16 protein-coding genes are annotated in these 21,128 nt (G+C 43.8%); 3 read left to right on the top strand and 13 right to left on the bottom strand.

Annotation, left to right across the window (positions count from 1 at the left end; all coding sequences use genetic code 11):
• Positions 1–118: 118 nt before the first annotated feature.
• Positions 119–1,345: a hypothetical protein gene (locus C7379_RS09360; protein WP_165815056.1), complete on the bottom strand. Its 1,227-nt coding sequence runs from the start codon at positions 1,343–1,345 to the stop codon at positions 119–121.
• Between the two features lie 420 nt (positions 1,346–1,765).
• Between C7379_RS09360 and C7379_RS09365 the strand changes: the two genes are divergently transcribed.
• Positions 1,766–2,194, top strand: a complete 429-nt coding sequence (locus C7379_RS09365) for an Hsp20/alpha crystallin family protein (RefSeq protein ID WP_116617078.1) — start codon at positions 1,766–1,768, stop codon at positions 2,192–2,194.
• Between the two features lie 215 nt (positions 2,195–2,409).
• On the opposite strand, the gene C7379_RS09370 is transcribed toward C7379_RS09365, so the two are convergent.
• The 4 genes from C7379_RS09370 to C7379_RS09390 form a co-directional block, all read right to left on the bottom strand.
• A complete protein-coding gene (locus tag C7379_RS09370; protein ID WP_116617079.1) occupies positions 2,410–4,608 on the bottom strand; it encodes a sodium-translocating pyrophosphatase in 2,199 nt (732 codons plus the stop codon).
• Positions 4,609–5,178: 570 nt separating this feature from the next.
• Positions 5,179–5,562, bottom strand: coding sequence for a hypothetical protein (locus C7379_RS09380; protein ID WP_116617081.1), 384 nt, complete (start codon positions 5,560–5,562; stop codon positions 5,179–5,181).
• A gap of 233 nt (positions 5,563–5,795) precedes the next feature.
• Positions 5,796–6,272: a 6,7-dimethyl-8-ribityllumazine synthase gene (ribH, locus tag C7379_RS09385; RefSeq protein WP_116617082.1), complete on the bottom strand. Its 477-nt coding sequence runs from the start codon at positions 6,270–6,272 to the stop codon at positions 5,796–5,798.
• On the bottom strand, positions 6,273–6,965 hold the full coding sequence (locus C7379_RS09390; RefSeq protein WP_116617083.1) for a tetratricopeptide repeat protein: 693 nt from the start codon (positions 6,963–6,965) through the stop codon (positions 6,273–6,275). It lies immediately after the preceding gene.
• A gap of 134 nt (positions 6,966–7,099) precedes the next feature.
• Between C7379_RS09390 and recF the strand changes: the two genes are divergently transcribed.
• Together recF and C7379_RS09400 are read left to right on the top strand one after the other, a co-directional pair.
• Positions 7,100–8,221: a DNA replication/repair protein RecF gene (gene recF / locus C7379_RS09395; RefSeq protein WP_116617084.1), complete on the top strand. Its 1,122-nt coding sequence runs from the start codon at positions 7,100–7,102 to the stop codon at positions 8,219–8,221.
• Positions 8,208–8,498: a DciA family protein gene (locus tag C7379_RS09400; RefSeq protein WP_116617085.1), complete on the top strand. Its 291-nt coding sequence runs from the start codon at positions 8,208–8,210 to the stop codon at positions 8,496–8,498. The genes recF and C7379_RS09400 overlap by 14 nt, the downstream gene beginning before the upstream one ends.
• 15 nt (positions 8,499–8,513) lie before the next feature.
• Here the strand turns inward: C7379_RS09400 and C7379_RS09405 are convergent, their stop codons facing one another.
• From C7379_RS09405 to dapA, 8 genes are all read right to left on the bottom strand, one after another.
• Entirely contained in the window at positions 8,514–11,165 is a 2,652-nt protein-coding gene (locus C7379_RS09405) for an endonuclease MutS2 (protein ID WP_116617086.1), read from the bottom strand.
• A 74-nt stretch (positions 11,166–11,239) separates the two neighbouring features.
• The gene (locus tag C7379_RS09410) at positions 11,240–11,665 is read right to left on the bottom strand and encodes a hypothetical protein (RefSeq protein ID WP_133241887.1); all 426 of its coding nucleotides are present in this window, start codon (positions 11,663–11,665) and stop codon (positions 11,240–11,242) included.
• Between the two features lie 39 nt (positions 11,666–11,704).
• Complete coding sequence (locus tag C7379_RS09415; protein ID WP_116617088.1) at positions 11,705–13,216, bottom strand: Y-family DNA polymerase; 1,512 nt, start codon at positions 13,214–13,216, stop codon at positions 11,705–11,707.
• A 253-nt stretch (positions 13,217–13,469) separates the two neighbouring features.
• On the bottom strand, positions 13,470–15,368 hold the full coding sequence (locus tag C7379_RS09420; protein ID WP_116617089.1) for a RecQ family ATP-dependent DNA helicase: 1,899 nt from the start codon (positions 15,366–15,368) through the stop codon (positions 13,470–13,472).
• 14 nt (positions 15,369–15,382) lie between these two features.
• Positions 15,383–17,119, bottom strand: a complete 1,737-nt coding sequence (gene recJ, locus C7379_RS09425; RefSeq protein ID WP_116617090.1) for a single-stranded-DNA-specific exonuclease RecJ — start codon at positions 17,117–17,119, stop codon at positions 15,383–15,385.
• Positions 17,120–17,409: 290 nt separating this feature from the next.
• Positions 17,410–19,167: an aspartate--tRNA ligase gene (gene aspS, locus C7379_RS09430; RefSeq protein WP_116617091.1), complete on the bottom strand. Its 1,758-nt coding sequence runs from the start codon at positions 19,165–19,167 to the stop codon at positions 17,410–17,412.
• A gap of 234 nt (positions 19,168–19,401) precedes the next feature.
• Positions 19,402–19,740 carry a hypothetical protein gene (locus C7379_RS09435; protein WP_243406764.1) on the bottom strand — a complete coding sequence of 113 codons (339 nt, stop codon included), beginning with the start codon at positions 19,738–19,740 and terminating at the stop codon, positions 19,402–19,404.
• A gap of 444 nt (positions 19,741–20,184) precedes the next feature.
• Positions 20,185–21,072: a 4-hydroxy-tetrahydrodipicolinate synthase gene (gene dapA, locus C7379_RS09440; RefSeq protein ID WP_116617104.1), complete on the bottom strand. Its 888-nt coding sequence runs from the start codon at positions 21,070–21,072 to the stop codon at positions 20,185–20,187.
• Positions 21,073–21,128 lie beyond the last annotated feature (56 nt).

A 21,128-nucleotide genomic window follows, 5' to 3' on the forward strand; every position in this document is an offset into this window, starting at 1 on the left:
GCCGCTTGTGGCAACGTTACGATGCTAAGGATAAGACCGTAGAACTGTAAAACGGATTGAAAACACATCGCAAGTTTTCAATCCGTTTCTTGTCCGTCACTCGTCAAGTTGCCGTGTGTTACAAATCGAATAGATGCTTGTAACTTGATGTGACATAATTGGTCAGCGTGAGGTATAATGATTCGAGCTCTTTAGTGTTAACTTTACCGTTCTCATACCATTTCATGGACACGGCGTTGGTCTTGTTGAAAATCTCTTTCTCAACAGGTTTCAACTTTTGCATAATTCCATCGCCCTGTTTATTGTGGAGCGCTTCCCAATTGAAATATCTGTCAGAACCAATTCCTTGGTGATAGGAATAAACCCGATCTTTCAGCGTGTCCACTTTCTTTCCGAAAGCGGTCACTTTCTGGCCTGCCCCGATCGTGTATAAAGTTGGCAGCAGTCTATCCGCATTTTTAACCCAAAAGGGAAACGCTGTGCTCACAGGTGGATAGCCAATGACGGTCCACATGGTTGTTAGCTCAGGGTTTTCGTGCGGTTTTACCCCTTCGATAACGCCCGAGCAAGCTGTTCCCACTCTTGAGATGAAATCGTGGTCAACAAACCATCCGGATGTGTTGGGAATGTTATGGGCGCCATCGTGTAGGTCTATGCCAAGTTTGGGGTTAAGGAAGGAGCGGTCTAAATGTTCGAATATCCAGTCGGGGGTGATAGCTTTGGCTTTTGCGGCTTGGCTTAAAGCATCATCGGCAGTTTTATAACGCACGTATCCCAACCCCTCATTGGGTTCTCCTGTGAAACTGAAATTTGTTCTCACGGCATATCCATTGGGTGCTATTTTGGGGTCGTTTACGTCAAAAAAATGATAACTTCGCGTGCTCACTTCCACCCACACGGCTCCACCCTCAGCATCGATTACACCAAAGTTGGCACACAGTCCTACGAGCTTAGTGGTATCGAGATAGTGCCTTAGGTCTTGTACGGTGGCGCAAACGCTAAGCGTTTTGTACATGAACTCACCATTTTTCCCACCCGGCTCTATACCGTTAACCGTTTTCTCAAGGTTGAATGATTGTGTATTTATAATGGAAAATCCAGCCGTGTTTGTTCCCAACCACACTTCTTCTTTTGATCGAGGTTGGCAATCTACAACGCCAATAAAGTCATATTTCTGTCCTTTAAAAAAACGCATGCAGTTTTGTAGAGCGTCTGTATCACGCACTTTCCATATCATAGGTCGACCGTCTTTGGTGGCTTTGCCCGTTATTACCGCGGCCGTGCAGGCATGCCCAGTCGCAACTATCATGCAAAAAATGTAAGTGATTAGTAGTGTTCTTTTCATATTTTCTTTAGGTTTGATATTGCAAATCTACATAATTTATTCTATATTTTGAACTTGAAAACCATAAAAATCAATTTTTTTTTTGCTTAAGAAAAGTAGTTTTCACATTCATATCAAAACAATACCTGCATTGGATTGGTAATGTTTTTAATGGATAGTCTTAACTCGTCTATACGCTTTTTAGTGATAGTTGTGTTATAGAAGATATGACATTCTGTCACGTTTTTGATGTTTATATAATTGATTTAGGCACAAATGTAGACAAAATGTCTTGTTTTTTACATTTGAAATAGCTTAAAACGGTTCGGCATATATCTTGCGATAGAGAGAGTGTAAGTCGACAGCACGCATGAAAGAAGTGCTTGAGATAAGACCAATACGAATAATAGTAATAACAAATAATAATAGGAGGTAAAGATTATGATGTTTCCAACATTACGTTCAACAGACAACTGGTTAGACAATTCATTTGGCGATTTCTTTAATGACAATTGGTTAGCCAAACCCAAGGCTACCACACCAGCCATTAATGTTAAGGAAAGCGAAAAGCAATATGATGTGGAAATTGCTGTTCCGGGGATGAAAAAGGATGATTTCGACGTGAATATCACTGAGGGTGGATGCCTTGAAATCAAAATGGAACACAAGGAAGAGAAGAAAGACGAAAACAAGGAGGAACACTATTTGCGTCGTGAATTTTCATACAGCAGCTATCATCAGGCACTGATTTTGCCTGACGATGTGGAGCATGACAAAATTGAGGCAAAAGTGGAAGATGGCGTGTTACACGTAACGTTGCCCCGCAAGGCCGAGACAGCTAAAGTTCAACGCAAGATAGATGTGATTTAATGACACATGAATGATAGACAAGGGCGACTGCCAATGGTGGTCGCCTTTTTCAGTTTTTGCTATTGGCGCAAGCATCTTCCAAAGTTTAGGTTTCCTCATTAAACCTTGATTTGAGATTAATGGGCGAGTGAAATAATATCAGAGAAAAGTAAAGGCAAAAGACCATGTATTATAGGTCTTTTGCCTTTGCTATTATAATTGTATTTCTGATATTATCAACTCATGGCCACGGTGAGACCAGCCATTACGATGCTTACCATTGACATCAGCTTGATGAGAATGTTCAATGATGGGCCAGACGTGTCTTTGAATGGGTCGCCAACAGTGTCGCCCACGATGGTTGCCTTATGGCAGGCAGAACCTTTGCCACCAAAATTGCCTTCTTCGACATATTTTTTGGCATTGTCCCATGAGCCACCAGCGTTGGCCATAAATACAGCTAAGGTGAAACCTGCTGCCAAACCGCCTACCAACAAGCCCAGCACGCCAGCTACGCCAAGCACAACTCCAACGATGATAGGAATGATGATGGCGAGAATGGAAGGAATAATCATCTCTTGTTGTGCACTTAAAGTAGAGATTTCCACGCATCTACCATAGTCAGGAGTACCTGTTCCTTCGAGTATGCCCTTAATCTCACGGAATTGTCTGCGCACTTCTTCTACCATCTTAGCAGCAGCGCGTCCCACGGCACCCATAGTGAGGCCGCAGAATAAGAAAGCTGCCATGGCACCTACAAAAGCGCCTACAAGCACCTTCGGGTTCATCAAGTTAACTTGGAAATAGTTCATAAAGTCGGGAATGGTGGCGTTGCTTGCGTCGATGGCGTCACCTGCCACGTTGGTCATCATTGTGCCAACTCGGTGCATAGCAATTTTGATTTCCTCGATGTATGATGCTAACAGAGCCAGCGCAGTGAGTGCGGCAGAACCAATGGCGAAGCCTTTTCCTGTTGCGGCGGTGGTGTTACCAAGTGCGTCAAGGCTGTCGGTGCGTTCTCGTACCTCTTCGCCGAGGTTGCTCATTTCGGCGTTTCCTCCAGCGTTGTCGGCAATAGGACCGTATGCGTCGGTTGCCAATGTGATGCCAAGTGTGGACAACATACCCACTGCTGCAATGCCAATACCGTACAAGCCTGTCTGTATGCTTTGAGCACTCATGCTCATGTCAAAGCCGTTGGCACAGAGATAGCTCAACATGATAGCCACCGAGATGGTGAGCACGGGTATGCAGGTGGAAATCATTCCTGTTCCAATACCCTTGATGATGACCGTGGCGGCTCCAGTCTTTGATGCTTCTGATATGGACTTGGTAGGCTTATATGTCTGCGAAGTGTAGTATTCGGTGGATTGACCGATGATGACACCAGCGAGCAAACCGCTGATAACGGAGAAACTCACGCCTAACCAATTCTCAATTTGGAGCAGGTATAGTATAGCGAAAGTGGCAAGTGCGATGAGCACCGCTGCGGTGTTGGTACCCAAACCAAGGGCGCGCAAGAGATCTTTCATCGTGGCGCCTTCCTTAGTACGAACCATAAAGATACCCAACAAGCTGAGGAACACGCCAACGGCAGCTATCAACATAGGTGCGATGACGGCGCGCATCTGCATATCTCCGGCAGAAGCGGCGAAAGCGGTGGCACCGAGCGCCGCAGTGCTCAGTATAGAACCGCAATAGCTTTCGTATAGGTCGGCGCCCATACCGGCCACGTCGCCCACGTTGTCACCTACGTTGTCAGCGATGGTAGCGGGGTTGCGTGGGTCGTCTTCGGGAATGTCGGCCTCGACCTTACCTACCAAGTCGGCACCTACGTCGGCCGCTTTGGTGTAGATACCACCGCCCACACGGGCGAAGAGCGCTTGCGTTGAGGCACCCATACCAAATGTCAACATGGTCGTGGTGACGATGATCAGCGATGAGCTGTCACCATTATAGAAATGATTAAGCACCAAGAACCATACCGCAATGTCTAACAATCCGAGTCCCACAACGACAAGTCCCATTACGGCACCAGAGCGGAATGCAATCTTGAGTCCATGGTCTAAGCTGTGTCGTGCGGCGTTTGCCGTGCGTGCGCTGGCATAGGTGGCGGTCTTCATTCCAAAGAAACCGGCCAAGCCGCTAAAGAAACCACCCGTGAGGAATGCAAAGGGCACCCAGGGGTTCTGGGCGTTGAAGCCATAGGCCATGATGGCGAATATAATCGCCAAGATGACGAAAACGATCAGTACAACCTTGTACTGCTGCTTGAGATAAGCCATGGCTCCGTGACGAATGTAACCGGCAATTTCAATCATACGAGGTGTACCCTCGTCAGCTTTCATCATGCTGCGAAAGAAAAACCAAGCCATAAATAAAGCACATACCGAGGCGATGGGTATGAGCCAAAATACCATTGGAATTTGTTCCATAGTCTTGTTAAGGTTTAAAGTTAATATAGTTATTAGTTAGCGACAAATTTAATAATATTTTCTCGATGCGCTAACATTTTATGTATTAAATATTAAATAATTTTTTAGAATTTAATTTTTGTCTTCATGTTTCTATTTAACGATATGAAATGCTATTTGATTTCTGATGACCATAATGATGAAATAAAATGCTATAGACATTTCGTACCATACATTTTGTAGTGCAAATTTATATCATTTTGCGTAAGGTTTTCGAAACAATTTTTTTTGGGGGAAAACGTAAATGCAATAAGGAAATGCAACTTTGGGAAATAAACAAAGGAGCAAAAAAGATTTTTTCAGAGAAAAGAGAGGGAGCACTCTCTCCCTCTTCGATGGAAAGTTTTGGAAAATTTGTATCCTTTTCTAAAAGTTATATAAGCATAATTGCAGCGAGCGCACGATGAAAAGTCACACCCATGTGCAGATGATTTAAGAGATGTGCGATGCTGTTTCATCCACATGTGCTATACTCTGTCTTGTAAGTGACATGTTGTAAAACGTGCCTATGAGCCTATCGGTGCGTGTTTTTTATTTTGTTGTGAGTAGTCTGTATGAATTATCAAAGGAACGAGGGTGATGTCCAAGCAGACAAACATTTACCAAACAGTTAGCAACCAACTCTATGTCTGACAAGTCCACACCATGGGCACGCGACACATTTTTGCCCAAGCAAACCTCCCATGTCGTATCAAAATTGCTATCTTCTGCTCCCATATATTGTTCGTTTGCCTTGGTTGAGGGCATGAGCTTATATTTTATTTCTTTATTAGATAGTACAGGTTCCATAGAGGCAAGAATATCATATCCTTCTCGTAACTGTTCTTGATATTTGCCAGTTCCTGGAAACATGTCGGCAATGACAGGCATAATTTCATCGAAATCATACGCATGAAGTAGTTCGTATAGTCTCATACTATTAATTTTATTTTAATGTATTGGGTGATTTTTCTTACTAATAATTTTATAAAAGGTTCATGGATAAGTTTTTCATACTATCCCGATGGATAAAAGTTAACCTTATATAAAAATGTGATGATAGTACGATTAATTTTTTTTATCTTATACTATCATCACATTTATGGTTTGGATGTGCGCTGTTGGGAAGAAAGTTGCCATGCTTTTATAAACATGGCGTGCGATAAAATCTAAAACTTAGCCATCTTGATGGCTACCACTGCACATTCATCGCCTTTGTTACCAAATTTTCCGCCACTGCGTTCTACAGCTTGTTCGAGATCGTTTGTCGTAAGCAATCCAAAAATCACAGGGATATTTTGGCTGGCATTGAGATATGAGATGCCGTGCGTAACTCCCTCGCATATATAATCAAAATGCGGTGTATCACCTCTGACAACGCACCCCAAGATAATGATAGCGTCAAATCCGTCGTTCTTACACATTTGTTGGGCGCCGTATACTAACTCGAAACTACCAGGCACAGTTTTCACGTGTATGTTTTCTGGCAGGGTGCCATGCTTTTCTAAAGTCTTGACAGCGCCGTCAAGAAGCGCACCAGTCACCTTGGAGTTCCATTCTGATACTACAATGCCAAAGCACATATTGCTGGCATCTGGTACCTTGGAAAAATCGTATTCGGATAGATTATGAAGTGATGTGGCCATTTATTGTTTTACCCTTTCGATATATTTGTCAATCTCTTGGCTTTGTACAAGCATTGAGTTAACATACTTGGACTTGATGCTCTCGTAGAGATTAAGCGCCTCTTCTTTTTTGTTTTGCGATTCCAACAATTGACCAGCTTGTAATAAAAATGTTGGTGAAAGGCTGTTGTTAATCCCATTTTCGCTCTTTTTGTCAGCTCTCTCCGCGGCAGATTTCAGTTTGTTTATGGCCTTGTCAATTTCGCCTATGTGTGCGTAAGCGTTGCCCAGTGCTTGAATTGCTGCTGGACTAACCATAGCATCGTCAGCGGGAGAGTAGTCTTCCAAATAATCCACGGCCTCTTTCCATTTGCCTAAGTTCGCGTAGCTCAAGCCTGCATATAGCTTAGCCAAATTTCCAGCGTCGGTGTTGCTATAGTCGCTTGCAATACTTAAGAATCCCACATAGCCCGCACCATCGCCATTAAGAGCCTTGTCAAACTGATCCGCATTAAAATAGTCTTGCCCTCTTGCAATGGCTGTATTGGCCTTTTCTTCACGTGGTTCACTGATAAATGATTTGTAGCAGAAAATACCTGCGATGACAATAACCACCGCTACTACAACGATGAGAACAGCCTTGCCATATTTTTGGAAGAAAGCCTCGGATTTAGATGCAACGTCGTATGTTGCTTGCTCTTTGTTGTTTGCCATTATTTTTGTTTATTTATTTACAATAACTTGTGACAAAATTAACCATTTTATCCCATATACTGAAATTTCTATGTTTTTTTTTTCGATTTTAAGGCTCAAAAGAACTATCTTTGTATTCTAAAGCATCAAAAGCTATGATTTTAAAGAATATTTCCATCCTTAATTATAAGAATATCAGAGCCGCAGAACTTACATTCTCTTCTAACATTAATTGTTTTATTGGTAACAACGGTGAAGGCAAGACCAATCTTCTTGATGCGATATACTATCTTTCTTTCTGTCACAGCAGGTTTAGCAATATGGACAGCCAAGTGGTTATGCACGGGCAGGAATTTTTTATGATAGAGGGAAATTATGAGTCTGGCAATGGTGACCAAGAAAACATTTATGCCGGTATGAAGAAAGGGAAAAACAAGCAGGTGAAACGTAATAAAAAGGCATATAAAAAATTATCGCAACATATTGGTTTTATTCCTTTAATATTCGTGTCGCCCTCTGATTCTATGCTTGTGGACGGTGGAGGAGATGAGAGACGCCGATTGATGGATATGGTCATTGCCCAATATGATAATGTATATATAGATGCGCTTAACAGATACAACAAGGCACTTCAGCAGCGCAACGCATTGTTGAAACAAGAAAATGAACCAGACACTACGCTTTTGGAACTGTGGGAAGAAGAAATGGGGCAGCAGGGCGAAGTGGTGTTTAAGAAAAGGGAGGAGTTTGTCACGGAGATGACGCCAGTGTTTCAGCATATTTACCAGCGTGTCTCCGGACAGCGCGAGACGGTCTCTCTGCGATATATATCGCATGCTCAGAGAGGCCCATTGATAGATATCATTCAGAGTGATCGTTTTAAAGACAGGGCAGTGGGCTACAGTTTACATGGTATTCATCGTGATGACTTGGAGATGCTTATTGATGGTTATCCAATGAAACGAGAGGGTAGCCAAGGGCAAACCAAGACTTTTGTATTGGCTCTTAAATTAGCGCAATTTGATTTTTTACGGCGTACCGCTTCTAACACGACCCCATTGCTATTGTTGGATGATATTTTTGACAAACTTGACTCGGACAGGGTGGAGCAAATTGTCAAGTTGGTCTCTGGTGATCATTTTGGTCAAATCTTTATTACCGACACCAATCGTGAGCACCTTGATAAAATTTTGAGGCACAGTGATGAAGACTACAAATTGTTCGATGTTAAAGGTGGCGCCGTAACAGAAAGGAGTTCGAACCATGTTCAAGCGTGATGTGAAGTCGCTCGGTGATGTTCTTCAACATTACTTGCGAAAAGAGGGACTGGAGACTCCTTTGCTGCAAATGAGAGTGGTGGATGCATGGCCTAAGATAGTGGGTGAGAGTGTCAACGGGTACACCGCCGAAAGATTTATCAAAAACCAAGTGCTTTTTGTAAAAGTCACCAACCCTGCGTTAAGGCAAAATTTGAGTATGATGCACACGCAACTAACCAAGCGTCTTAATGAGATGGTGGGGACATCTGTCATTACAGATGTGAGAGTATATTGAGTGAAAGCTTATTAATCAACCTAAATCAACTACCGTGATACCCGCTCCACCAAATTGCACGTGCTCGTCGGCATAATGTATGACAGCGGGCTCAGAAGATAAATAAGTCCTAACTATCTGCCGAAGCGTGCCATTACCCTTGCCATGAAGAATTCTCACGCGTGAAACTCCCATCAATATGGCATCGTCAACAAAGCGTTGTACAGCCAAGACGGCCTCGTCTCCACGCATGCCTCTAATATCTATGTCTTGTGTAAATTCCTTACGGTGGTCGTTGATGGTATTTTGTGTAACATGAGATATGGTATATTTTTGTAAACCCGTCTTAAGCTCATCCATCTTCGAAGGCGCTTGTTCTGAGTCTATCAGCTGTGTGTTCACCGTGCCGTCGTCAATGATCTCAAGGCGCTTGATTGGTATATTGGTCTTGATGTTGCCTATGACGACAATAGCATATTTTCCTTCTAAAGAAGCGATGCGCCCCTTGGTTCCCAGTCCCTTAATCCTGACCTCATCACCTACGTCAAACCCTTGCTTAATAGTCTTTGTAGACTTTAGAGCCAGCGCGCGCAAAGTTTGGGCAGCTCTCTCCTCGTCTCCTCGTTTGCTCTTTTTGCGTTCCTCTCTCCTTTGCTTGCGCGCTTTAATTTCCTCTACTTTCTTTTTAAAATCCTCTTCGTTCAGTATGCCTGGATGTTTCTTTTTGCTTTTTTTCCATTCATCTTGTTCTACATCTTGCTTAAACTCACTGAGCTCTGTGCGTAGCTTGCGTGTTTCTTCTTTTTCGGCTTGTTGTTCCCGTATCTCTTTAATGACATTTTCAATCTTTCTATTACTCTCCTCAAGTAGTTCGCGAGCTTTTTGCTTGGCCTCATTGATAATGCTTTTACGCTGTATATCAACTTCTGTTATTGAGTTTTCATACTCGTCAATGCGTTTTTGAAGATCTTTCTCTAATTGATGAACTGTTTGGCGTTTTTGCTCCCAATATCGTTTGTCACGCACAATATCTTGCAAATATTTGTCACTACGAATATAGTCGGAACCTACCAGTTCAGAGGCGTCCGCGATTACGTCTTCGGGTAATCCTATTTTACGGGCTATATCTATTGCGAACGAACTGCCTGGCCTTCCTATGGCCAATTGAAACAAGGGTTGCATCATATGTCGATCATAGAGCATAGCGCCATTGGTCACTCCTTTATGGGTGTCGGCAAAATGCTTGAGATTTTGGTAGTGGGTTGTTATGATTGCCCATGCGCCTTTTTCACAAAAACGTTTCAGCACGCTTTCGGCTATAGCGCCACCAATTTGCGGTTCTGTTCCCGTGCCAAACTCATCTATGAGAATAAGCGTGTCTACGGAAGCTTGACGCATCATGTTTTTCATGTTTAACAAATGGGAGGAATAGGTGCTTAGATCATTTTCAAGGCTTTGCTCATCACCTATATCTATCATCAGATCTTTAAAAACTCCACAGCTACTTCTGTCCCCCACGGGAATGCTCAATCCCATTTGTAACATGTACTGCAACAATCCTACGGTTTTCAAGCAAACCGATTTTCCTCCAGCGTTTGGCCCTGAGATAATTAGTATATGCGTTTCTGGCGTTAAAAGAACATCTAACGGGACTATTTTTTGCCCTTCGCGCAGATGAGCCTCAAGCAGCGGGTGTCTCGCTTGGATTAGGTCTAAAAACGGGCGGCGCTTTACAACAGGTTCGAAAGCGTTTGCCTTGATTGCCAATTTGGCTTTGGAATGGATGAAGTCTATTTGTCCCAGAAACTGGTAGGAATCGAGAATTTCTGCGACATGAGGTCTTATGCGTGACGCCATCTTCGTTAGGATGCGCACGATTTCTTGCCGTTCCTTACGTTCTAATTCTCGTATTTTATTGTTTGCCTCAACTACCTCGGAAGGCTCAATGAAGACAGTCTTGCCTGTCGAGCTCTCGTCGTGCACAATACCGGGTATGCGTCGTTTAAGAGCTGGGGCCACGGGTATGACTAAACGACCGTCGCGCACTGTTGGCGAGGTGTCTTTGTCCACCAATCCATCGCTCTGAGCGGAGCGCAATATTCCTGCAAGTATTCGAGAAACGGAGCCTTCGGCTTGTGCCAGCTCACGGCGTATATCGTGTAACTCGGGCGTGGCGTTGTCGCGAACGTGCCCAAATTTATCAATTATTTGGTCTATCTGTTGTACTAAAGTAGGGAAAGTGGCGACGCCATCCGCCAAGTCGTGGAGCGAGGGGAAATACCATTTTTTAATAACAACGGCATCGGATACAATTGTACCCGAATCTTTTGAGCCATCGTTTTCCGTATCATCCCCACGATAAAAAAACTTGACCAAATCATCAATGGTGCGTAAAGACCTTTTCATATCGTGCAACTCTTGCTCTTCCAACCATGTACCCTCTAAACGTACACGGCGAATGCTCTCGCGAACATCAAAGAAAAAAGCCAACGGAAAGTCTGTTTCTTCTTCTATGATACGTCTCATCTCTCGTATTTCCGACATCCATATGTTCACTTGGTCGGGATTGGAGGTAAACTCCATCTTGTCTACCATGTCTTTACCCAGGGTTGACAGACATTCTGTCTTAAGAGCGGAACGTATTTCCTCAAAACCTAATTTGTTTTCGAAATTTTTGGGGTATATCATAAATTTGTTTTAAAACATCAGTTTACAAAAAGGGTTTATGTTTTTATTTCAAAGGTAATAAAATGCGATTGCCATTACAACTTCGCTTCCTCTTCTTGAATGTCTACTATCCACCGCCAAGATATTGTCATTTTATCACTCGGTGTCACAATTTCTATATAACGCTCGTCAAAATTCATTTTTTTCAAAATTCCAACGGCTTGCAAATAGCAGCCGCCCTCTTTGCGTTTATCTGGGCAAAAATAACGTATCCTGACTACAGGTCTTTGATCTATCTTCCTCATCAAATTTGTCATTTTTTTATTGAGCGTTGCGTTGCTATCTTCAGACATGATGGGCTCAATCTCTGTAATTCTCGCAACTTCTTTTATTGCCTCTGCATGCCCTGTTATTGCCGAGAACGGCGCAAATTGAGCGGCTCGCTTGCGCATTGGCATTCGTGGATGACGTTTGGAAACGTGATGCGGCAAATGAATAATATCATCGTAATCTGAACTCATATTAATATCAAGTGTCTTATATCATTGTTGTCTTGGCACTTAAGCTCTATGTCCGCCTATCTGAATATTGCGCTCACGTGTCGTGGCTCCTTCTTCGAAGTCGATACCTTTAAGAATAGCGTTTTTGCCGAATTTCTTTTTAATGTTTAATAATGTTTGCTGCATACGTCGCTCCCGAGAGAGCGTCATGCGTCGCTCTGCTTCTTGCTGTCTCTGGGCTTCACCATTTGTAAACAAATTCAGTTGTATCGGAGCGTGCGTTTCTCGGCGGGCATTATCCTCCGACACTACATGGTTGGCAGTCACATTCATGCGGCGTATGAGTAGATTGCGACTCACTATTTGGTCAAATATTTTAATTACGGCTAACGTGATAAGTTTGGACGAGGAGTTGTGAAAACCTAAATTTGCGGAGCCATGCACACTCTTGGGTTTCCTCCTGCCATAGCCGTCTGTCGTGATAGGGCCATTGTAGGTGGATTGAATGGATGGATTGGTCAAGTTTTCTATGTCATATCCCACCGTAACCACAATTTGGTCTGTAACAAGATGTTTGTCCACAAGGTCGAGTGCCATGCTATCAGCCATTTCCTTGGCCACTACCCGCGCTTTCTTAAACGTATAAGGCTCTTGCAATACTTGTCCGGTGCAAAGCGAGTTTTCCTTTGGCCTGTAAGATTTTATCGCCTCTATGGTGCATGGTTCCCATCCCCAAGCATGGTCTATGAGTAATTCTGCGTTAACGCCAAATAGCTTGTATAGCAATTCCTCGTTGTTTATCGAGCATCGAGCGATTTGTCCCATGGTGTACATGCCGTAACTCTCCAGTTTCGCGGCCAAGCCATGTCCTACACGCCAAAAGCTTGTCAGGGGTTTGTGGTCCCACAGCAAGCGGCGATAAGACTGCTCATCCAGCTCCGCTATTCTTACACCATCCTTGTCTGCCGGCTTATGCTTGGCCACTATATCCATAGCTATTTTGGCTAAATATAGATTGGTGCCGATACCTGCTGTGGCAGTGATGCCAGTTTCTCGCAAAACTGCACGAACCATTTTCATAGCCAATTGATGAGCTGATAGATTGTAGATTTTAAGATAATTGGTGGCGTCAAAAAACACCTCATCTATCGAATACACATGGATGTCTTCTGGCGCTATGTATCGCAAATATACATTGTAAATGCGCGCGCTGTATTGTATGTAAAAAGACATCCGTGGTTTGGCTACGATATAATCAAGCGCGAGGTTATCATTAGCCTTGACTTCTGGGTCAGAATATGATTTCCCTACCAGTGCATGTGTAGCCACATGTCGTCTCCGAGCATAATTTACCTCTTGCACTCTCTGCACCACCTCAAACAGGCGCGCTCTTCCACTTATGCCGTAAGCCTTGAGTGATGGTGACACTGCCAAGCAAATGGTTTTCTCCGTGCGATCGATATCCGCCACCACAAGGTTAGTGGTAAGTGGGTCGAGCCCTTTCTCCACACATTCCACCGAAGCGTAAAACGACTTCAAGTCTATGGCAATATATACACGTTGTTCAGTCATCAACTATTGAAGAATATCTTAGGATATTTTTTTTCACTCATGCAAATATAGCTAAAATTCCTGATTTATATGCCAATAGGGATAAAAATCCTTTCGCCGTGCTTTTTGATCACTCGCCTCAACGAATGGCCAAAGCGATTCTCGTTAGTGCTATCAATGAGTTTTGGCTTGCCAAGGCGGTTAATATTTCATTGCATAAGCCAGTGCCCTTACCTTTGTCACCTTGACAAGGTCATGCAAAACACGCACAATGTTATAGATGGATAAAAGGTCCATCAATATGTATCATCTCTTCATTGGCGAGATACTCCAGAGCGCAATTCATCTGTTTGTTGGGTAATACAAGCTTGTTAAGCTCGGTAATTCTATGCCTTTCTTTATCAGCGAGCAATGATAATATCTGATCACAAGCTCGCCTTAGATCCAAATCAGAAACGCTATGAAATCCAGAGGATACACAAACGTCACAGACTTTGCAGTCCGTTGATCGCGTCTCCCCGAAATAACGCAGCAGTTGCCTACTTCTGCAAACGTAGCCGTTGGTGGCATAGTCTATCATGCTCATTATACGTCGGGTAAAATCTTCCTTTCGATCCTCGTACACATTTGGGGGTAGCACAACATCGGTGGCGTCGACACGGTCTTGTCTATAAGTTATAAATGGCGTCTTGCTTTGTGGTATGAAGTGGATGATTTGTTTCCGGCTCAATGTTTTCAGCACTTGGTAAGTCAACTCTCTACCTATCCCTGCGTCCATTGCGATAAGAGCCTCGTCTACATAATTGTAATCGGTGAACAGCCCTCCATAGTTTCGGAGCACAGAGGTTATTACCGCTTCCTCGTGTTTAGTGAGTTCTTTGAGTTTGTAAAGATCGTTTCTTCCCAACAAGAATATGAGTCTTGCCTTGCCGTCAGGATCGGTTTCGTACTTAAGATAACCTGCGTTTTGCAATAGCTTCAAGGCCGAGGCCACCTTTACCGGAAAATACTTGTAGATATAGGAAAACTTGTCTATCTCGAATGTGAACGTGTGTCCTTGCCCACTTCCCACACCTATTTCATAGTAATAGGCCAAGTGCTCATACACATCAGCGATATAATCTTTGTCAGGGAAGTTGTCGTCTATACGTTTGTTTAGCTTTCGTATATCGCTGTTATTCCACAGCAACACCGCATAAGCCTTTTTCCCATCGCGACCAGCGCGTCCCGCTTCTTGAAAGTAAGCCTCTATGGAATCCGGGCAGTCATAATGTACCACTAACCTCACATCAATCTTGTCTATACCCATTCCAAAAGCGTTGGTCGCTACTATCACGCGTTTTTGATTGTTTTGCCATTGTTTCTGTCGCTCATCTTTGGTCGCTAATTCCAATCCCGCATGATAAAATGTAGATTCTATTCCATTTTCTTCCAACATGACCGAGACGTCTTTGCTTCGACGCCTGCTACGCACATAGACAATAGCGCTGCCCTGCACGCTTGACAAGATATGTACCAACTCGGTTTGTTTGTCTGTTGCCGTCCTTACCACATATGCCAAATTCTTTCGCTCAAAACTCATGCGAAAAACATTTTTTTTGCAAAATGCCAATCGCTCTTGAATGTCCTCCACTACATTTGGCGTTGCCGTGGCTGTCAGGGCAAGGACCGGAACTCCGGGTAATAACTTGCGAATTTCGATTATTTGCAAGTATGCCGGACGAAAATCATATCCCCATTGGCTGATACAGTGCGCTTCATCCACGGTGATAAAGCTCACTTTCATGTGCTTGAGCTTTGTTTGAAATATGGCCGATCCTATGCGCTCTGGCGATATGTATAGCAATTTTGTTTGCCCCAAGACACAGTTTTCCAATATTTTTAATATTGCGGATCGAGCCATTCCGGCGTAAATTGCCGCGGCTACAATTCCCTGCTTGTTCAGCCTCTGCACCTGATCTTTCATCAAGGCAACAAGAGGTGTTATTACTATGCACACACCGTCTTGCGCCAATGCTGGCACTTGGAAAGTGATAGATTTACCGCCGCCAGTTGGCATCAGTCCTAAAGTGTCCTTGCCAGAGCAGATGCTTTCGATAATTTCGCGCTGAATTCCTCGAAAATTTTTATATCCCCAATACTGCTCCAGAATGTCCTGATACAGATCTTGCATTTCCGTCGTGTCAATTATGAGTTTTGAGGCTCTTCTTCCACTGGCTTGATATCTTCGATTTGCAGTTGCACTCGATTATGTTTGAAAATGTTGTCTTCAATGGTATAAGCTATGTCAAAAGCTCGTTTGGATTTGATATATCGAGCCGAGGCACTTTGCCCGAAAGCGATACCATTCACCACGGTGGGTGATAATGAGTCTACCAATTCAAGTTTGATGTGCTCTTGTGCTCGTCCCACCACTTTGCTTGTACCATAATCATATACGCCTTTCGTGCAAAATAAGGGTTTTGGATTGCCTGGTCCGAATGGAGAGAAACGCTTCAGGTCATTGTGCAACCGCTTGGATATGTCCTTGAAGTTTATCACTGCGTCTATTTCTATACAAGGCTCTATTTGCTCTGGCTCTATATGCTCTTCCACATAGCGTTGGAAACGTTTGATAAATTGTGGAATATCATCCCATCTCAGTGTTAAGCCTGCTGCGTAAGTGTGACCTCCGAAGTTGATCATCAAGTCGTTGCAATGTTTGATGGCAGAGTAAACGTCAAAACCCATCACAGACCGTGCCGATCCTGTGGCAAAGTCGCCATCGCGCGTCAATACTACGGTGGGGCGGAAGTAAAGTTCTGTTAGTCGTGAGGCTACAATGCCAATGACACCTTTTTTCCAATGCTCGTCATAAAGGACGATGCTCGATTGATATTTATGATCTTTCAGCCTGGCCACTATTTGGTTAGCCTCCTCGGTCATTTGCTTGTCTATATCCTTGCGCTGCTCATTGTATTCATTGATACGTTTGGCTTCTTTTAAGGCCACCCCAAGATCTTTTTCCACTAATAGGTCCACGCTTTCCTTTCCGTTTTCCACACGTCCCGAGGCGTTGATACGTGGCCCTATCTTAAAGATAATGTCGCTCATGGCTATTTCCCTGCCACTAAGGCCACATGTGTCAATAATGGCCTTCAGCCCTACGCTTGGGTTTTGATTGAGTTGTTTTAATCCGTGAAAAGCCAATATGCGATTTTCGTCAACCACGGGAACAATGTCCGCGGCGATGCTTACCGCACAGAAGTCGAGTAGGGGGATGAGTCGCGAGAACGGAATGCCATTGTTTTTAGCAAAAGCTTGCATGAATTTGAAGCCCACGCCACATCCACAAAGATGCTTGAAAGGGTATGGGTCGTCAGGCCTTTTGGGGTTAAGGATGGCTGCTGCCGGTGGCATATCACTATCAGGCACATGGTGATCGCAAATGATAAAATCTATGCCAAGGCTTTTGGCATAAGCTATTTCCTCAATAGCCTTGATGCCACAGTCAAGGATTATTATCAGTTTAACTCCAGTTTCATGGGCAAATTCCATAGCTTTCTTGCTCACACCATACCCCTCGTCGTATCGATTTGGAATGTAATAATCTATGTTCGAATAGAATTGTTGCAAGAATTTATAAACCAATGCCACTGCCGTACATCCATCCACATCATAGTCTCCATACACCATGACACGCTCTTTGCGCCCCATAGCGTCGTTCAATCTGTCCACGGCTACGTCCATATCTTTCATCAAAAAAGGGTTGATAAGGTCGGATAGTTGTGGCCTAAAGAAACGTTTGGCCGCACTTTCGGTGGTAATGCCACGCTTAATGAGCAGCCCTGCCAATATGGGGTTCATGTTAAGCTTCTCGCCTAATTCATTAGCCTGTTGTATGTCTTGTTGTGTAGGTGGATCATATTTCCACTTAAAATGCATTTTAAATTATTTTTATTCTGCTCCAAAGTTACTAAATTACATTGAAAAAGTAGAGATATAATAGTTAAAAGTAATATATCCAATGTTGCTATTACATACAAACACCATATCCTTACGGCTAAAAACATATATCTTAAACCGAAAAGAGATTAAAAGATAACAAATTCTTTTTCATGTTGTTTTTAATATTATATTTGGTGATAAATTTTATAATCACCTCCCAAAAAAACTCCCGATTATTGCATGAAGAATAATCGGGAGTTTTGTATAAGCTTTATTAAAAACAATCGTCATGATTTTAGGTCAAGTTTGATTTGCAACTCATCAAGTTGCTTGTCGTCAATGAACGATGGTGCGTCAAGCATGACATCTCGCCCACTGTTGTTTTTGGGGAACGCTATGCAATCACGAATACTGTCAAGACCTGCCAATATGCTCACAAAGCGATCCAAGCCAAAGGCCAATCCGGCATGGGGTGGCGCGCCATACTTGAATGCGTTCATTAAAAATCCAAACTGTGCCTCCGCTCTCTCTCGCGTGAAGCCAAGCACCTCGAACATTTTTTCTTGCAGCTGGGTGTCGTGGATACGGATACTTCCGCCACCCACCTCGATGCCGTTGCACACGAAGTCGTAAGCCTTGGCGCGAACTTGCTCTGGGTGAGAGTCGAGTAGTGACAGGTCGTCAGGGTTGGGCATCGTGAATGGGTGGTGCGTGGCCATCAGGCGTTGTTCCTCGTCGCTCCACTCAAAGAGGGGGAAGTCCACGACCCACAGGCATTTGAAGACGTTCTTGTCGCGCAGTCCAAGACGGTCACCCATCTCCAGTCTTAAACTGCAAAGTTGGGTGCGTGTCTTGTTGGCGTTGTCGCCAGAGAGTATCAAAACGAGGTCTCCGTCCTTGGCATCCATTTTTTCTTTGACATGAGCCAGCACCTCGGGTGCGTAAAACTTGTCAATGGAACTCTTCACCGTGCCGTCGGCATTGTATTTGATATAAACCAACCCCATGGCGCCCACCTGCGGACGTTTCACGAAGTCGGTAAGCTCGTCCAGTTGTTTGCGGCTGTAACTTGCGCATCCAGTGACTCGAATGCCGCCAATGTAGGCCGCCTTGTTAAATACGGAAAACTCGCCTTTGTCCGCGAAGGTATCTTTCAACTCCACAAACTCCATTCCAAAACGAAGGTCTGGCTTGTCAGAGCCATAGCGTTTCATGGCCTCGTGCCATGTCATCTGTTGCAGTTTTGGCAGCTCCACGCCTCTTATCTCTCTGAAAAGATGGCGCGCCATGTCTTCGAAAAGCTCTGTCACGTCATCCTGATCAACAAAGCTCATCTCGCAGTCTATCTGAGTGAACTCTGGCTGCCGGTCCGCGCGAAGGTCCTCGTCGCGAAAACACTTGGCTATTTGGAAGTACCTATCAAAGCCTGCTACCATGAGGAGCTGCTTCAATGTTTGTGGGCTTTGGGGCAAGGCGTAGAACTGACCGGGGTTCATGCGCGAGGGAACCACGAAGTCGCGTGCGCCCTCTGGCGTAGATCCAATGAGGATAGGGGTCTCCACCTCGATGAATTTCTTAGAGTCAAGAAAATTGCGGATGAGGATAGTCATACGGTGACGCAACTCCAAGTTTTTACGCACACTCTCCCTTCGCAGATCAAGGTATCTATATTTCATGCGTAGGTCATCTCCGCCGTCAGTATTTTCCTCGATGGTAAAAGGTGGGGTGAGCGAAGGGCTGAGCACGGTGAGCTGCTTGGCCATGATTTCTATGTCGCCAGTATCCATCTTGGGGTTTTTGCTTTGTCGCTCGGCAACGATGCCTTTTATTTGCACACAGCATTCGCGTCCCAATTTATTGGCTTGGTCGCAGAGGCCTTTGTCGTCTGCCTCGTTAAAGACAAATTGGGTGATGCCATAGCGGTCGCGAAGGTCCACAAAGGTCATTCCGCCCATCTTACGAGAGCGCTGCACCCATCCGGCAAGCGTCACTTCCTTGCCAGCGTCAGTCAAACGCAGTTCTCCACAAGTGTTTGTTCTATACATACCTAATGAATATGGATTGATTTTATATAGCGCAAAATTACAATAATTTATTGAAAGATAGAAAAAAACAAATGGCAATCTTGGTCATGCTGCTTATTTTTTGTATTTATTCCTTTGAGTTCGGGCAGTAGGTCATTAAAGAGAGATGACGTGATTGGTATAGATTTTTTTTTAGAAAACAACAAGGGTTGAAAGCATAATTGCTCCCAACCCTTGTTGAATATGATGTAACTTTTAGTCCCTGTCGCAGTTGGCAGTCCAAGTTTCGCCTCCCTTTGTCACAAGCATTGTCAACTTGTCTTTGGTAATGGTTATACCTTTAATACCTGTTCCAATGCTGATGTAGGTATTGTCATCCTTTTTTTCAAATTTAATACCTGTCAAGTCTGGTATCTTGTGGTCAAAATGGAAAGAATAGGTAGAACCTATCTTGTTAACGATTACTTTGCCATCAGTAGCTGTGATGCGCTTGGCGGGGTTAATAGCAGTGTATGAAATTGAGCCCTTATAGGTGCCCACAAACACCTCTGTGTCTGCTGGGTCGGTGTCACTGCTACATGCAGAGAAACCCACGGTTAACAACAGAGTGAAAAATAGAATAGATAATGTTTTGATTTTTGATACTTGTTTTCATTGTTATGGTTTTTGGTTTACATTCCAAAGTTATGTAAATTTTTTCTTTAATGCGATATTTGTTATATTTTTTTATGCAAAAAATGATACGATCAGAAAAATGTAACAAGAGTTTAACGTCGTGTAACATTATTTCAGTAGGCTTAAAGCGCAATATGCTATGAGATAGGTAAATATTACGGCCTATTTTGCACTATGACATAAGGCCTATGACAGGCCATCTTCGGTTTTTATGAATTTTTGCGAAATGTCAAGATACGCCCAAAGCGAACTATTGGGCGGCTAAGCTACGCATAAATACATTCTGTTTTTATCCACAATGCCTTAAAAAAGTAGGGGGCAGAATGTGCTGCAAATGGGAAAAAGGCACACGTGTAGGTTATGTCAAATGGTCATTCTTTTTAATATTTCAGCCATTTTATCCTTTGTCTCTATCTTTGTGGGCACTAATGGCAGGCGCAACACGTTGTCAATAAGCCCCATGTCGTTAAGCAACGCCTTAACGCCTGCTGGATTTCCATCTACGAAAAGCAGGCTGTACAGCTCTGTAAACATGTGGTGTATCTTGCGGGCAGCCTCGTATTCACCTTTAAACTCAAGTCGTATCATGCGTGAAAACTGCTTGGGAAGAGCGTTGCCAATCACGGATATGACACCAGCGGCACCACTGGCTATCATCGGGAATGTAAGTGCGTCATCACCGCTTATAACGTCAAAATTGTCAGGTTTGTCTTTGATTATTTCGTCCACCTGCTCCAATCTGCCCGAGGCTTCTTTTATTCCAACAATATTGGGACAATGTCTGGCAATTTTTACCGTTGTGGCCGACGTCATGTTAACCCCCGTTCTGCCTGGAACGTTATAAAGAACAATGGGCAATGGGCTTACGGCAGCTATGGCTTTGAAGTGTTGATACAAGCCTTCTTGCGATGGCTTGTTGTAATATGGGCAGATACTCAGCATACCGTCAATGCCTGTCCAGTCTGTATGCCTGATCTCATCTATCACCGCGGCAGTGTTGTTGCCACCGCAATATTTCAAAATGGGAATACGACCGCGAACTAACTCTTTGATGAGTTTTGTAATCTCATCTTTCTCTTCATGCGTCAAGCACGGGGTCTCAGCGGTCGTGGCAAGTATGCAAAGAAAGTCGGCGCCATTGTCAAGCTGGTACTCCACGAGTTTTTTCAAAGCAACATAGTCAACCTCTCCATTGGGTTTAAAAGGGGTTACAAGGGCTATTCCCAACCCCTTAAAAATATTTTGTGCCATGATATAATGCTTAGTTTTGTTAATGCGGTGTATATTACAAATCAACTACAAAGATA

It is taken from the genome of Hallella colorans (genome assembly GCF_003096815.1).
GTDB lineage: Bacteria > Bacteroidota > Bacteroidia > Bacteroidales > Bacteroidaceae > Prevotella > Prevotella colorans.